Origin of the sequence: Actinoallomurus sp. CA-142502, from assembly GCF_050936355.1 — a bacterium.
GTDB lineage: Bacteria > Actinomycetota > Actinomycetes > Streptosporangiales > Streptosporangiaceae > Actinoallomurus > Actinoallomurus iriomotensis.
This window is the reverse complement of sequence record NZ_JBNJMY010000001.1, coordinates 9807519-9821506: the sequence shown is the minus strand read 5'-3', so window position 1 is coordinate 9821506 and position 13988 is coordinate 9807519. Positions and strand designations below refer to the sequence as shown.

Below are 13988 nucleotides of genomic sequence, written 5' to 3'. Positions count from 1 at the left end.
AGAACTCCCGTTAGGTGCCCAACTTCCGGCAGCTCCCGGTGCGGGTGCATCACGCCGACACATTCCCTGAGTACGGAAATCGCTGATCATGCCCGTAGTTCATCGAGCGGCTGGTCGTCGGCTGTACACATGCCGGTCACGACCGTCTGACAGTGAAGACAACTCCGTCACTCCGGAGCCGTAATCGTCACGGCCGGTCGCGCGGTCCGCTGATCGGTCACTGCCGTGTCCGGGCCCTGTGTCGGAGTCTCACGTCTCGTGGGTGAGGAACCTGACTAGTTCGGAGAGTGTGGCTGCGGCGCCGTCGAGGTCGGCGAGTCTGGCGGCGAGGGTGGCGATTGCGAGCCGATCGGGCAGTGCCTCGTTGAACTTCAATCCTCGCAGTGCTCGGTCGTCGATGTCGGGGAGACAAAGACGGTCGCTGGCGTCGGTGGTTCCCTCGCGCCACATGTCCGGTGTGAGATCGCTGCGCAGGCGCACCCATTCGTCAGTGAATCGCTGTTTTTCGTCCGCCAGACCCGACAGGGTGGCCGCTAGGGTTGCGTTGGCGCGGAATCCTGCCCACGTCCACCAGCGGACGTCATCGCCCTTGCGGACGATGACGGTCCCTCCCGGATGTACCGTGCCGACGTTGGCCTCCCGGGCCTCGGCGAGCGCACGAATGGCCCGCCGCGTGAGCCGGACCGGTGGGTCGGCGCCCAGCAGTACATCGCGGCAGGCACGAGTCAGGGCGAAGTCAGCACCGGAGTAGGCCACGGTGAGCCAGCGGGCCTTGCCGTGTAGGTCCGAGGGCTCGACGAAGCAGCGCCGTCGCTTCCAGTCGATCCAGGTAACCTTCCAGCTACGGCCGCCGAGTAGCAGGACGCGTGGTCCGTCGATCTTCTCGGTGAGCAGCATCGGGTCCGCCCGGCCGATCTCGTGTCTGCCGGACAGGACGGTGAACTGCGGTGGGGAGGTAAAGACGGACGTCATCTCCATGAAGTGGCGGCGGCCGAACTTGGCTTCGGCCTCGGGCCCGATGAAGAGGAACTCGCCGTCTTGGTCCACGAAGCCCTTCTCGACCAGGAACGCGACGATGGGCGCAGCGCTCTGGCCGAATGGTGCGAGCCCGTTCCACTGCTCGACCCACAATCGGCTTCCTACCTTGTGCTTCTGAAGGCACAAGGCGAGGAACTGCTGCGCCACGATATGCCTCGGCTCCGGTGGCGCGTCGACCGGTTCGACGTAGCGGCGGCTCCACAGAAGAAGCAGGCCAGCGGCCCAGACCAGGGAATCGCGGTCGAGAGCGAGAAACAGGCAGTTACGGGTGCTTCCCGGCCGCCGGCCGGTCCGGCCGAGGCGCTGCAGAAACGCGGCGACCGTCGCTGGGGCGTTGATCTGGATGACGCGGTCCAGGTCTCCGACGTCGATGCCCAGCTCAAGCGTGCTGGTGGAGACGATCACGCAGTCTCGGGCTTCGGCGAACGCCTGCTCCGCGCGTCGGCGTTCGTCCAGGGACAACGACGCATGCGACAGGAACGTGGTCACCCCGCGCGTCCGAAGAGCCGCCCCGAGCTCTTCGACGACCTGCCTGGAGTCGCAGAAGACCAGTCGTTTCTCGCCGCGATGCAGCCCGGCGATCACAGTAGCCGCGTTGGACACCGATCCCACGTAGTCGACTTCGATGTCTCCGGACGGTGCCGCAGAACCACTTATCCCAGGGGCCACGACCTCGGCGGACCGGCGCCCGGCATTGGAGCCTTGTAGCCACTTCAGCAGGTGAGATGGATTACCGACGGTCGCCGAAAGCCCGACGCGCTGGACCGGACGGCCGGCGATCCGGGTCAGGCGTTCGAGGACCGCGAGGAGATGCCATCCGCGGTCGTCCCCCGCGAAGGCGTGCACCTCGTCGATGACGATCGCCTGGAGACCGGAGAAGAGCAGCTTGTGATCGACATTCGCGCTGACCAGCATCGCCTCGATCGACTCGGGAGTGGTAAGCAGGATGTCGGGCGGATCTCGGAGAATCTTCTGCCGCGACCGTTGGGTGACGTCGCCGTGCCACAGGCCGACGCTGCGGCCCAGCCATCCGGCGTAGGACTCCAACCGGGGCAGCAGGTTGTTGAGCAGCGCCTTAAGCGGGCAGACGTAGAGCACCGACAACCCGGTCCAGCGCCGCTGTTCCATCGCCGACAGCAGTGGGAAGGCTGCGGCCTCGGTTTTGCCGCCGGCCGTCGGCGCGAGCAGGATCGCGTCCGCCCCGTCCATCAGCGGCCCGATCGCCTCTTTCTGAAGCGGCCGCAGCGACCGCCAGTTCAGGGTGTTGACGATGTGATGGATCACGACGGGCGAAAGGCGGTCCAGGTTCACGAGATGTCCAGGTCGATGTCCCCGGCGGAAGCGGCGTTGCGCTCGGTCTCACTGAGTTCGGCGCTGGACAGTGTCAGGGCGTAGTGCAGCCGAGGGTCGAAGTCCTCGAAGGCGTCGACACGGTCCAGGACGTCGGCGACCAGCTTCCGCAGGAACAACCGTGGCGCGATGCCCACCTTGCCCCCGAGCCCGCCCGTGACAGCGGTGGCCAGCTCCGCGACATAGGCGTCGTCGACCCGCTCGACGATCCGCGCGGATTGCCGCGTGGCACCGGCGTACAGGTCGCGTACGGACCGGCCCAGCTCGCCCAACCGCGCAAGGTCGAATCCGTTCAGGCGTAGTTGCACGGCTCGTGGTGAATCGAACCGGGGATCGGTGGTGAAGTCGGTGGCGAGCCGTTGCGCGAGCGGAGGAAGCCGCTGGACGCCCTGCTGCCCGTCGTAGAAGGCGGGCGTTCCGGTGATCACGAGGAACAGTCCGGGGAACCGACCGGTGTCGATCTCGTCGAGGAGCTGGCGAAGTGCGTTGAGCCCCTTCTCTCGTACGTCACCGCGGACCCGTTGCAGCGTCTCGATCTCGTCCAGTACGACCAGCAGCCCCGGATGGCCGCAGTCGCGCAGCACGGTCAACAGCCCTTGCAGGAATCCGAGGGCGCCGAAGTGGTCGAGATCCCCGCGTACTCCCGCCGAACGGCGCGCTGAGGCCGCCACTGACTTCTGCCCGCCCAGCCATGCGATCAGGGCCTCGGCCGTCGCGGTGTCCCCGGTTGATCTTGCCTGGTGATAGCCGCGCAGGGCCGCCGAGAAGGCAGGCGTGGTACGGGCGACGTCGGCCAGCCGCTGCTCCATCAAGGTGTCGACGGCCGCCGTCAGGGCTGTCTCGTCGGACTCGTCGACCTCACCGGCGTCGAGGACTTCTTCTTCCAGCGTGTAGAACCACGAGTCGATGACCGCGCGCAGCGCGCTCGCCTGATGGGTGGCCGTGGTGAGGCGTTCGGTGAGCCGCCGGTAGACGGTCTCCAGCCGGTGCAGTGGCGTCTCGGTCTCAGAGATCTGGATCTCCGCGGTGGCCAGCCCCATCCGCTTGGCGCGTTCGCCGAGCCAGCGTGCGAAGAACGTCTTACCCGATCCGTACTCGCCGCGGATGGCATGGAACGCGGCGCCACCCTTGCTGACCGTGGTGAGTTCCTCATCTAGCGCGTCGGCGAAGCGGTCCAGCCCGACCGCGAACAGGTCGAGCCCGGACTGCGGCACCGTGCCCCGGCGCAGCGCGTCGATGACCTCCCGCCGCCGGGCGGCGCTGACCGGCACGGCCCCAGTCATGAGTTCACTCCGAACTGCTCCCGCAGCAGGGCCACGTCGAGTTCGACGGTACGGCCGGAGTCGATGAGCCCGAGGACGAGGTACCCCTCGACGTTGAGCAGACGCTGCAACATGGTGACGAACAGGTCCGGGTCCCGGGGCGCCCGGCCGCCGGCTTCAGCGGCGGCGGAATTGACCGCCGCCGGGGAAAGCCGCGCGTCAGCGGCGGCGAGCGCGTCGATCACCGCGGCGACCTGCGCGGCGTCCGGTGCCTTGCGGACGTACTTCTTCTGCTCGGCGTAGATCGGTGACCCGACGACCTTCATGCCGAGGGTCGATGGAGCGGGCGTCGCGACGGCGAACAGCGTCTCTTTTTGCTGCCGTCCCCGGGCCGGTGTGGGAGAGGGCAGCGGAGCGGACTGGACGGCGTCGCGCCCCGTCCACCACGCCGGTGTGACCTTTTCGGGTGGGAGCACCGTCCATCCGCTCGGTAGCAGATCGATGCCGGGAAGCATGACGAGGACGGGCACGGTCATCTCGGCGAGTGAGGCACCGCCGTGATAGCCGGCTTTCCGAGGGGTGTAGCGGATGTCCTCGCGCCACGGCACGGTGATCCGCCCGGCGTTTTCCAGCACGCGGGCACCGGAGAGTTCCACTTCCCCTTCCACCGGGGTGCCGGTTCGCCAGCGCGACGACTGCGCACCGGGGACGTCCAGGGGCTTGGATCCAGAGCCGCCGAGTTCGAGGACGTGCCCGTGGTCGGAGACGAGAACGACGGGACGCCCTGCCCCGCGCGCCGCGGCCAGAAGGTCCACCAGGTGCGTGATGTCCTCGACCTGCCAGTCGATCCTGGGCCCCTGGCGCCCGTGGTCAAGGGCGTCGTCGATGGTGTTGAGAATGACGCCGACGACTTGTTCTCCGGCCAGGGCGTCGAGGAGCGGTTGTGCCAGCCGGCGCCCGGCGGCACCGGGGATGTCTGACTTGTGGACGAGCAGCGCCTCGTGGCGGTGCCGAGCCCAGAAGGTCGTGAATCCTTCGGTCTCGAGCGTCTGTCCGCCGGAGACGGGCTTGCCGGAGAGCAGCGAGGCACGGCTCGCCGTCGTCACCGAGGGGATCATCGAGACGGCGGCACGGCGGCCTCCCGGCGCGGCGGTGGCCTCGATCCAGCCTTGGCGTGTGAGCTGCTCGCCGAGCTGGGTGGCGACGGCGCCGCTCATGCCGTCCAGTACGACGATGAGCGGGGCTCGTACTCCGGCTAGAGGTACGGCGACCTGCGCCAGCACCTCTTCGATGAGGAGGCAGCCTTCCGGCGCCTGGGCACTCGCCCTCGGCGTCCAGGTCGCCAGCCGATCGGCGAAGACACGGTCGAGTTCCGCGCGCCGCGCTCGCACCTGTTCGAAGATCGCGTGATACGCCTGGCCCACGACCGGATCACCACCCGGGTCACCGGACCACAGGACCGCTTTGGCACGGTCCACCCATCCGAGCGAACCCAGATGTTCTCGTACGCCTGCGGCGACCGACTCGGGGACTTCCAGCGGGGTGGCGAGCCAGCGGCGCAGGCACACGGCCATTCGAGCCACGTGACAGCGATCGCCGTACAGACCGGCGAGTCGATGGTCGGTGAGCCGTTGCAATGCTTGCTCGGCGGCCTGCGGGGAGACTGAGAGCGCGGCGGCCAGGCTCCGCAGCCGTTCCTCCAGCGCGGACGGCAGGAACGGGTCATCGGCCAACGCTGCGCTCAGGCCCGCACCGGAAGCCAGCTCGTCGGCCCGGTCGAGTACGGCCATGACGCGGGCCCGGGCCGCCTCGTGACCGGATCGCCCCGTCTCCGCCTCGGTGATCCAGCGGGCAAGAGTGCCGTGCACGGCGGCGGTGAAGGCGCGCAGTTCGTCGGGCCGGGCGGAGACACCTGCGAACAGGCCGCCGACCGCCAGCGCGGCGTCGGCGGAGGCGTGCGGGTCGGTGAGGACGGCACCGACGACACCGAGCGCCATCGCGTCCGTGCCGCGCCCGGCCGCCGCCAGCGTCAGCAGGACCGTCACGGCTTCGCCGACGGTCTCCCGTAGCCAGGCGGTGAGACCCTCGCGTTCGGCTGGCGGCAACTCGGCGAATCGGGAGGCCCCGGCAGGCGTACGCGACCATGCAAGCAGCGTGTCGGCGTCCAGACTGCGTTCCGGGGCGGCGTCGGCGGCGAAGAGTCGGGCCTGGATCAGGGAACGTACGGCGGCGTCGCGCGTCAGGACGGCACCGCCGCTGCGCCGCCAGGCGCCGGCTGCCGGCGCCGTACGCCATCCCTCGGCGGGCTCGGCGTCCAGCAGCGCATCGATGAGCCAGCTCTCCCGGCGAATGCGGGGGTCGAGGTCGGCGGCACCGAACCGTTGCTTGACGATCTCCCCGCGGTCGACGCTCAGGACCCGGCGTTCGAGGGCGTGCCCGCGCAGGTCGACACCCAGCAGTTCATCGTCGACCCCCGTCGTCACGACGAGTACGGCCGTGTCGTCGGCCCCGGCTGAGGCGCGATGGCTCTGCCAGGCATCGACGATCCCCAGCACTGACGTCTGATCGCTGACCCGGACGCTGAGCTGGTCGGCGCCGATCCGGGTGGTGAACTCCGGAGGCGCGACCGGGTCGTACCTTCCGTGGACGAGCACCAACCGGCGTTCCCGGCCGTGCTCCCGCGCCTCGGGCAGGCGGTTTTCCAGCAGCGCCTCCAGGATCCGCCGGTTGACGAGAGGGGGAGCACTCATCGCGTGTCGCCTTCACGGTCCGCCTCGGCGGCACGCCAGATGATGTCGAAGACAGCGCCCGGATGCTCTTCGGCGTACCGTCGCATCTCCTCCCGTACCAGTGCGAGGGTGCTCTCCACCTGGCTCGACGCGGCGCGTCGTTCCCCCTGTGCGGCGGTGGTGATGCCGGAGTTCTCCGACGACGATCGGGGCTGTGGTGTGGAGGGGACTCTCGGTTCGCCGGTCTGGGTCAGGCTCACCTGTTCGGCGCTGCCACGCGGTGTATCGGGTTGAGCCGGCCGTTCCGGAGGTGTCGGCGGTGTCTGGGCGGCGAGCCGACCAGCCTCGGAGATCAGGTCCACGGCCTGGCTCCTGACACTGGTGAGCACCGGGGCGAGCCGCCGGGTGAACTCGTCGTCCTTCGCGGCCTCGGCGAGCTCGGAGAGGAGCCGCTCGGCCCGTTCGCCGATGACGTCGGTCCGGCCGACGAATCCGCGCACGCTCCGCAGCAGCGACCAGTCCGCCACGTCGAGCGCGCCCAGCACCTCGGCCGCGGAGCTGATCGCGGCGCCCAGCACCTCGTCGGACACGTCGTACGCGGCGGCGGCCAGGGCCGTTACCAGCTCGGTCGGAGACGCATCTGCCCGTGACAGCCGGGCGAGAAGGTCGGAGGCATGCCGTACGGAGCGGGCCCGAGGCGTCTGCTCGGCCACCCCCAGGTCCGTCGCGTGACGACCCAGTGCGTGGCGAAGCCCGTTGACGGCGGCTTCGCGCGCGGACGCCGCGTCCCGCAACTGGGCGGCGAGCTTGGCGACGTTTCCCGCCGACACACCAGCCGGGACGGCCATGCCGAAGATCCTCGCGGCGCGGTCGCGGGCCGCCGCGAAGTCATCCTCGGTCGGCATCGGCTGCGCGCGCAGGGCCCAGCCGGTGCCGATGCGCTCCAGCTCGGGCGGCTCGGCGACGGGCGAGCCGTTGAGTACCCAGGCACGGTTGGACAGCAGCGCGTACGTGGCGATGATCAGATTGGCGACCGGCTTGTCCAGACCGGTCCAGCCGAGTTCCTCGATCCAGCTGCGGATCTCCTCGACGCCGTAGTCGGGACCGCTGTTCCGGTGGGCGGCGGCCTGCTGGTCGATGCGGCGCTGCCACTCGCGTGAGACGTTGAGCGGTCCGTCGTGGACCTCACCGAGTTCGAGGGGATGCACGATCTGCCGGAGCAACGCCAGCTTGTCGCGCTCGACGACGGTGCGCAGCGAACCGTCCTCCGTCGCCTTGGTGATCCAGGCCAGGACGGTCTTCAGCTCGCCGGTTGTCACGGCCCGGCCTCGACCGGCGAGGTCGAGGTCGGGGTGTTTGGGATAGATCTGCTTCAGGAGGCCGTCGGCCAGCGCCTTCAGGTTGTACTCGAAACCTGCGCCCCCGTGCAGCCGGGGACGCTGGTAGTCGAGGTTGAAGGAGAAGATGTGCCGTCCTTCGGGCACCTCGGCCGACACGTTCCCCTCGTCACCGCCTGAGATCCCGTACAGCTGCTGGAGCACGCTGGTGAGCTCGGAGGTGAGCGTGTCGAGCTGGGCCTGAAGCTGATGCTGAACACGGATGCGCTGATCTTCGGCCAGGTGACTGGCGTAGTCGGAGAGCCGGTCGCGCTCCAGCAGATACTTGATCTTCAGGAGCCGCCCGAGCTGGGTCGATCGCTGGCCGGACAGGAAGTCGGGAAGCCAGACCAGGGTGTCGGCGGTGAAGCCGTCCCGGCGCATGCGGTCCACTCGGCCGAGGTCGTCGCTCGGATACTTGTCGGGGGCGTCGAACGGGTAGTCCAGAACGAAGCGGATCCGGCCTTCAACCCCTGGTCTGAACTGCACCTCCGGAAGCGCGGACTCGTCCCGTACGTTCTCGAAGACGAACTCCGCCGTACGCCGGCTGCCCCGCCACACCAGCTCACGCTCGCATACGAACGCGCCGCTGTCCTTGACGCCGAGGGCCTTCCAGAGCAGGTCCTTCACCCAGATCCGGCGAGCCCCCATGTTGTCTTGTTCGCCGACCCGGTCCAACAGCGGTTCCACATCCAGATCGGTCAGGTGGAGGCTGAACACCGGGTCGACGTCACCGTCGGCGCGGATCTCCCCGAACCCGGCACCGATCAGCTCCCGCAGCCGAGCGCCGACGACCTTCCCGGGCGTGACCGTGCGGGACCGGATCGAGCCGAGGTTGAGCGCGGCCAGCCGGTCGCCGGTGAGCCGGGCCAACGCCGACACGTCGGGAGCCAGCGCCGACAGGATGAGCGTCTTGACGATCCGCTCGTCGGCGCGGAACCGCTCGTCGGTCTCGCTGCCGTACTTCTCCAGGAGGTACGCGCGAACCTTGGCGTACAGCCGGGTCGCGGCCTCCGACTCCTGCCGCAGCTCGTTGGTGAACGCCTCGCCGATGCCGGTGGACAGCACATCCCACAGGTCGCCCAAGGGAATGATCTGCCCGATCTTCATGTCGTCGCGGCGTTGCCGCAGCATCTCGCTGAGCAACTTGAGACCCGTACGCTCGCGCTGGAGCGCGCCGGACAGGGCGACCAGGACGTTGAGAAGCGCGGGCGACAGGGGGTAGACGTCGCGGAAATCGCTCCAGTCGGCGTGCGTGGCGCCGTGCACGTCCAGCAGCACGTCTTTCACCCGCGCGTTGCTGGACTCCACGCCCTTGAACGCCTCGTCGAGGACGGCCTCCTGCCCGGGCTTGGGCTTGAGGACCCGCTTCTTGATGATCTCGGGGAGGTTCGTGTCCTCCAGCTCGATCACGGTGAATCGGCCGGCGAGGTATTCGACCTGGGTTTCGAGGTTCTTCGCGTCCGCGCCGATCACGTCGGCGCCGACGAGCTGGGAGAGGTTCCGCTGCCGGGAGATGAACGACACGATCGGGACGGGACGGTCGGTGTCGCCTGACTCGATCAGCTTGACCAGCTTGCCGACCTCGTTGTTCACCATTTCCTGGTTCGACATGTGCGCCTGGAGCCACAGGATCAGCTCGTCCAGGAAGAGGATCAGCCCGTCGTAGCCGTTTTGCTGGGTGTGCCGGCTCATCACGGCGAGGCCGTTCTCCAGCGGCAGGAAGGCGCTGGAGGCCCCTCGCGTGCCCGTGGCGTAGGAGCTCATCGGCCCGTCGAGCAGCGCCGACTCCAGCGCCGTACGGAGCGGATCGCCGAACGGCGCGCTGAGTGCCTGGTCCAGCTTCGCGCCGCTCCAACCGCCGGGGCCGAGGCTGTCCAGGTCCTCTAGATCGTCCTCGTCGGGCTGTGGAGCGCTTCCTTCGGCGCCGAGCCACGCGACGAACTTCGCGTCGTCGGCGAGGAACTCTCGCTGTCGACGAGCGTCCGCCAGCATCGCGTCGGACCGGTAGACCGGGGGAGTGGACAGGCCCAGGCGGCGGGCGGCGGCGACGTAGCCGCCGAGAATGGCCGAGTCCAGGTCGGCCGAGCCGACGAGGTGGAACGGCACCATCATGAACCGGCGGCCCCGCAGCCACTCGTCGTGCGCGGCGATGACGTCCTGAAGCTCCGGCTTGCTCCGCGCCGCCGGGTCGTTGTCGAGCACGGCGTGCAGCACGGTCATGAAGTGGCTCTTACCGGAGCCGAACGAGCCGTGCAGGTAGGCCGCCTCGGACTTGCCGTCCCGTACGCCGGCCTTCACCATGTTCAGCGACCTGCGGAAGGCTTCCTTGAGCTGCGGCGTGACGACGTACTCGTCGACCCGCTGCCGCGCCTCGCCGAACCCACCGGAAAGCTCGATCTTGAAGTCACCGGCGTGGACGTCCTCGGGGATGTCGAAGACGTCACGTAGGTAGAGCTCGGCGGGACTCGTCATGACCTCTTCTTCCTCCCACGACCGGCGGCCGGCCGCCAGGCGCGCAGCTTCTCCTCGGTCAGCCCGTGCCTGCCGCGCTGGTCGTCCAGAAACGCCTGGAACTCTTCGGCGGGCACGCCCTCCCAGTCGGCATCGTATTCACCGTGCCACTGATGCACCCAGGGCATGACCTCAAGCAACCCGGCGAGAATCGGCGTCAGCCGCTCGGTGTCCCAGGCGGCCTGCTCGGTCCGGTCGTTGACAAGGTTGACGAGCGCCTGCGCCTGATCCTTGTGATCCCACCCGGCCCAGCCGAGCAGCAGCGTGTCGTCGGCGTCCGGGCTCGCGCCGGGGTAGGAGATGAACCGCTCCTTGGGCACGTCCAGCTTCCCGCGGTTGCTCCAATACGAGGGTTTCTTGAAGTCGGCGCTGGTGTACTTCGGCGGTATGGCGATGTCGAGCCGCTTCCCGGTACGGTCCTCCTCGCGCTGAAGCTCCCAGACCTGCTCCCAGTCGGCGCGCTTGCTCAGCCCGGCGTCCTTGTAGCGGAGGGCGGCGAGGTACGGGACGTGCTCATCCTTGATGACCTCCTCCAGCACCTCGACCAGAGGCATGTCCCGCTTACCGAGATGGTTGGTGGCGTAGAGGTCGGCGACGCTCAGCATGTCCTCGTCGTTCCGGAATTGGTCGGCGAGCTGGCTGACGGTCAACGTCCGCGGATGCCTGAGCCCGTCCCGCAGCCCAAACCAGAGGTTCCCCCGCTCACACTGATTGAGCAGCCAGGTGCGCAGCGCTGCTTGCTCTCTCTTCTCCCACGGTTCTGTTGCCCAGCGACGTTTAAACTCCGGCCGTTCAATTAGGCCAATATCGCGTTTGCGCTTTTCGATTATAGCGACTCGAGATTGAACTATTCGCTGATATTCATATGGCCATTCTGTCGGAACATATCTGATTGGCTTTGAGTCGTGTCGGTCAAACCATTCACCGGCCGAATCGTCGTCATCGAGTGTTCGGGCGAGAGATATTTCGAATGCGCGTTCGCCAAGCTGTATATCAGGTATTGCCCCGATGTTTGAGGCGGTCAATTTAGCGGCGTCTTCTTTGGAGATCAAAGCATAGGCGGCATAAATCTGCCAATCCAATTCTTCTTGAAGTGAAATCATGCGGGACCGTATGGCTTCTTGGTGCTCACGCGCACTCGCAAGGCTCTTGCGTGTGGGTATCGATGACATGAAGTAGACGGCGGGCTCATATTTTACGTATTCTTCGGCTAGTGCGTCGATGACCCGACTGCATTCTAGGGGCAATCGGCCTGGAATTGGAAACCGATGAAGCTTTGTAGTATTGAATTGATAGAATCGCTCCCAGCTGTTGCTGGTGAAGCCGCCTCCTTCTCCGCGAATTCCTTTATCGTGACTGACTTGCTTTAGCCAAAAGCATCCGGTGGATGAATTGAGCAATCCCAAGAGTTTTAGATGGTCATCCTCTGTGGAACTCTCCGGCAAGTTGATGACGGGTGCGGTGCGAATATAGACAACTCCACCGCGATCGAGTTTGAAATGATTATGAGTGGAAACTTCTGCGTATGATATTCTGAGATTAGAAGTCCAACGTTCCGGGTAGAAGTCGGAGTATTCGTACCAAGTTAGACCTCGGTCTTCTTGTGTTCCCGAGAGCGCTCGACGGTCGGCTAGCAGGCGACGATATCTCCAGAGGTGGCGCAGAACGCCTGCCGACGCACGAGCTACTGTTCCTTCTGTATTGTATGGAAAGATAGTAAACGTCTCTGGTGATATACTCCAGTCTCGTAGTTTTGCGCCTCCGCCGACGGGCAGTATCTCTGATTCGGGGAGTCCTAGTCTCCGTGCCGCATCACCTCCGATGAAATATGCTTCATCCTCTCGCGTAACTGCCATAAATCCTGCAGAGATAATATGGGCTGACAAATAATCGGCGGCACTATCTTCGAGTTGACTCGTCAGGTCGCTAGCCCCACCTCCACTAAGACTCCATGGGAATGATGCCAAGCGTTGGCGAGGCAAGTCGTCAACGCTTATCCAGTTGGATTCACTTCCGGGTAGGTTAATCTGTTCCTTTATGGCCGACCAGACATGGCCATTAGCCGCGATTGCAGGCTGAGATGGCTCGCCGCGAACGCCCAGCACGGCGCGAATTGGGTCGCTCTGATATGGGGTTCGATGCCGACCAATGAGAATCACTGTAGGTGTGCCATGGCCAGGAATATAGGCGCCTGAGGTATCAATGACATGAGTCAAATCTACAGAGGTGAAGAACGGGTTTATTAGCTTCTTTCCGAACTCTCGCTTCATAAAAGAATTCGCGGTAATCTGGCCAGTGAAACCGGCTGACCGGTCAGCTCCTCCAGTTTTGATCGCAAGCTCGAAAATGCGCTGAGCGAATGGTATCGACAGTGCATATGCTCCTGCGCAAGCGTCGTAGATTCGGTAGTTCTCTTTCTCCTGCTTATCTTTAACCGTTATGTAGGGGGGGTTTCCGACCACCACGTGATACGAAGCTTTGCCGAGGAGGTCGCATCGAGCGGTGAAATCGTATATATCCTCGGTGGCGTACGTGAAGGGCTCATTTGCGGAAAATAGGCCCTCGGAGACTGATTCAGCACCGCGGCCGTGCAACAACGAGTCGCCGACGGCGATGTTGATAGGGAAGATGGGAGCTCGATCGAGTCGAATTTCGTCTGCTGCTCGGAGGGCGGCGAGGAGTAGGCGGAAGCGGGCGATGGCGACGGCGAAGGGGTTCTTATCGCAGCCGTGGACGGACTCCAATGTGCGGCGGATGAGTTCCCAGCGGTCGGTTCCGGGCTCAGTCTCCTCCCATTTCGCGAGGAGCCGGTGGAAGATGCCCAGGAGGAAGTGGCCGGAGCCGCAGGCCGGGTCGATGGTGCGCAGGCCGGTCGGCATCTCGCCCTCGGGGCCGGGCCACTTCGACGGCCGGTACCGCCACTCCGGCGACAGGCCGAACTCCTTGATCGCCGGCTTCAGCGTCAGGTCGAGGATGAACTCCTCAACGAACTCCGGAGTCTGGAGCAGTGCATAGGTCTTGCGAGCGCTCTCGCTGAGGTTCTGGTAGAGGTCGCCGAGGAAGCGGGTGTTCCACTCGCGGTCTGTGAAGCTGTGGACGGTCTCGCCGTCCGGGCCGATCCGACGCCAGAAGGCCAGCAGAGCGCTCGCCGCATCGTAGGAGATGTCCATCTCCCAGAGCGGGTTGTGTGCCTCGTCGAACAACCCGGCTACGGTCTCATTCGTCGAGGCCAGGTGCCGGATCGCGGCGATCAGCCAGTCCCGGTCGTTCTGCTCGGGATGCTGTTGGAAGTGGGCGTTGTGTCGGTCCTCGGCCTCACGGAGCCGCTCGCCAGGGCCGGCGATCCACGCCGCCTCGATCAGCTCGTTGTCCTCACAGAACCGCACGAAGACGGTGGCCAGCACCCAGGCCACCGCGATCTGAGTGACCCGCTCGTCACGCCAGGCGGTGTACGTGGCGGCGATCCGCTGTGCTTCACGAGCCGCCGCGTACTCTGCCGTAAGCGCGGAACGGTACTCCTCGACCGTCTCGCTTCGCTCACGCAGATCAGCCTCAAGAGCAGCGACCTGCCCACGAAGATCCTTCAGCAGTGCCGCCTGATTCATTCCGCGCCCCCATGGTGCCGCCCGTAACCGCCTGCAGATACTGGCCGATCGTAGTGTCGGCAGCGGGAAGAAAAGACCTTAGACGACGCACGACCGCAAGTGGTCGTCTGTCCG

5 protein-coding genes are annotated in these 13988 nt (G+C 66.1%); all 5 read right to left on the bottom strand.

The features are described 5' to 3' along the window. Window positions 1-249: 249 nt before the first annotated feature. The 5 genes from ACQEV1_RS45955 to pglX are packed head-to-tail and all read right to left on the bottom strand — an operon-like array spanning window position 250 to window position 13874. Complete coding sequence (locus ACQEV1_RS45955) at window positions 250-2349, bottom strand: DEAD/DEAH box helicase (protein ID WP_433403624.1); 2100 nt, start codon at window positions 2347-2349, stop codon at window positions 250-252. Then, the gene (gene brxD / locus ACQEV1_RS45950) at window positions 2346-3671 is read right to left on the bottom strand and encodes a BREX system ATP-binding protein BrxD (RefSeq protein ID WP_433403621.1); all 1326 of its coding nucleotides are present in this window, start codon (window positions 3669-3671) and stop codon (window positions 2346-2348) included. The genes ACQEV1_RS45955 and brxD overlap by 4 nt, the downstream gene beginning before the upstream one ends. After that, entirely contained in the window at window positions 3668-6400 is a 2733-nt protein-coding gene (gene pglZ / locus ACQEV1_RS45945) for a BREX-2 system phosphatase PglZ (RefSeq protein WP_433403618.1), read from the bottom strand. Before pglZ ends, brxD begins: the two co-directional genes overlap by 4 nt. Beyond that, the gene (locus tag ACQEV1_RS45940; RefSeq protein WP_433403615.1) at window positions 6397-10230 is read right to left on the bottom strand and encodes a PglY protein; all 3834 of its coding nucleotides are present in this window, start codon (window positions 10228-10230) and stop codon (window positions 6397-6399) included. The genes pglZ and ACQEV1_RS45940 overlap by 4 nt, the downstream gene beginning before the upstream one ends. Further along, on the bottom strand, window positions 10227-13874 hold the full coding sequence (gene pglX, locus ACQEV1_RS45935) for a BREX-2 system adenine-specific DNA-methyltransferase PglX (protein WP_433403612.1): 3648 nt from the start codon (window positions 13872-13874) through the stop codon (window positions 10227-10229). The genes ACQEV1_RS45940 and pglX overlap by 4 nt, the downstream gene beginning before the upstream one ends. Window positions 13875-13988: the final 114 nt, after the last annotated feature.